This window comes from Streptomyces sp. SDr-06, from assembly GCF_003324565.1.
In the GTDB taxonomy this organism is placed as follows: domain Bacteria; phylum Actinomycetota; class Actinomycetes; order Streptomycetales; family Streptomycetaceae; genus Streptomyces.
Genome location: NZ_QOLA01000063.1, coordinates 1 through 2,073 on the forward strand (window position 1 = coordinate 1; position 2,073 = coordinate 2,073).

Sequence of the window (2,073 nt, forward strand, 5' to 3'; positions counted from 1 at the left end):
CCAGGCCTCGGTGAGGCGGTTGAGGTAGTCGTAGGTGAAGCACTGAGTGTCGGTCTGACCCGTGTCCTGGACGTCGGACACGGACGTGACGGCTCCGGACGGCGTGTAGGTGTAGTTGGTGACGTCGGCCGAGGTGGTGGTGCTGGTCTCCTTGTCCAGGGTCGACTTCAGTACCCGCCCCGTGGCCGCGTCGTAATTGTTGGTCTGCACGACCTGGTTGGGGACATCACCGACGGTGCTCCGCTGGACCTGGCCGAGCGGGGTGTAGGTCATGCCGCTGAGGTAGTCCGCGTCACCGCCGGCGAGAAGGAGCTGTCCGGCGATGTTGTACGCGTAGTACACCGTCTCGGCGTTCAGGCCGCCCGCGGCCGGCATCGTCGTGTTGTCGAGCAGTCCGACGTTCGGGGTGTAGGCCATGCCGGTGTTGTAGGTGCCCGCCAGCTTCCCCTCCGAGGAAGGGATGGTGACCGAGGAACCGGTGGGGCGGTAGCCGGTGTCGTAGCCGGTGACCGAGGTCGTGTAGGCGTTGCCGTTGACGAATCGGGTCGACGACGTGGGATAGCCCTTGGCGAGCGCGTCGTAGGTCCACGAGGCGAGCTGCGTGCCCGTGGTCGAGCCGGAGTACTCGGCGGTCTTCCGGCCGAGGGCGTCGTAGGTGTAGGCCAGGGTCTTGTTGCGGGCGTCCGTGGTCGACGTGACCTGGTCGAGGTCGTTGTAGGTGTAGGTGGTGGTGCCGGTGTCCGGGTCAGTGGAGGACAGCTTGCGGCCGCGCAGGTCGTAGCTGGTGCTCCATTTGTTGCCGGAGCTGTCGGTCACCAGGTCCGGCTGGCCTGCCACGTTGTAGTGGTAGTGGGTGGTGTCGGCGTCGCCGGTGGGTGTGGCGCTGTGGTACTGAAGGAGCGCCGTGGTGCGGCCGCGGGCGTCGGTGACCTTGCTGGTCGCGGACGCGCCGGGCGGTGGGGTGACGTCGACCCGGTCGACTCCGGGGTAGGCGGTGGTGCTGCGCCATTGTTCGACGGCGTAGCTGGACAGCGCCTGGGCGACAGGGCGCCCCATCCCGTCGAAGTAGGTGCCGGTCTGTGAAGGCACCTGGTCGTCGTTGACGACGTAGAGGGTGGTGGAGGGGTCGGCCGTGTTGTAGTAGTTGGCGTTGGCTTTCACCGTCCAGCCGTGGCTGTCGTAATAGGTGTCCGAGATCAGGCGTCCCGAGCCGCCGTCACCGCTGCTCTGCTGTTCCTGGCGCAGCCGGAGCAGTCCGTCGTACAGCTTGTAGTCGATGCCGTATGACTCGTCTTCGCGCAGCGTCTGGGTCGTCACCACGCTGGGCGTGGTGTTGTTGAGTGCGTAGGTGAACTTGTTGTTGGGGGACTTGGTCGCCTTGGGCCGGCCGGGCATCCAGACAGCGGAGATACGGCCGAGCGGGTCGTAGGTGACGTCGGTGATGCGTCCGTTGGCGTCCGTGGTGGTGAGGGGGGCGGAGCGCAGCGGGTCGTAGGTCGTGGTGCTCTTCCAGCCGGTGGTGGCGGGGGCGACGGCCGGCTGGGTGCTGGTGACCGAGGTCGGCAGCGCGCCGATGGCCGGGGTGTAGGCGGTAGAGGTCGTGGCACCGGCCGCGTTGGTCACGCTGGTGGCACGGCCGTAGTCGTCGTACGTCGTGGTGCCGATGGTCTTGAGCTGTGCGGTGCCCGAGGCGTCGAAGTGGTCGAGTGCCTGGGTCTGCGAGATGTCACCGGTGGCACCGAGGGTGCCGAGGGGCTTGCTGTCGTAGATGTTGCGGTTGTCCGCGAGGGTGTTGGACGCGTCCGGGGTGGCGGCGCACCCTCCGGCGATTTTGATGGCTTCGGCGGGGAAGGCCAGCATGTTCGCTGCGGTGTTCTGGGCGTAACTGGTCGTGGTGCAGGTCTCGGGGGTGGCGGCGGTGCCGTCGCCCTTGTCGTCGACGGTGCTGACGAGCCCGTCGGAGTTGTAGGTGGTGTCGGTTTCGGTGCTGCGCCAAGTGCCGTCCGCGAGCAGCGCGCGCTGGTGCACGGCAGCGATGCCGCCCTGGCGGGCTGTCAGGTCGGGCAGTCCGGT

1 pseudogene is annotated in these 2,073 nt (G+C 67.5%); it reads right to left on the reverse strand.

The window, feature by feature from the left end:
• Positions 1 to 2,073, reverse strand: a pseudogene (locus tag DT019_RS40860) (RHS repeat protein); the annotation flags it as partial.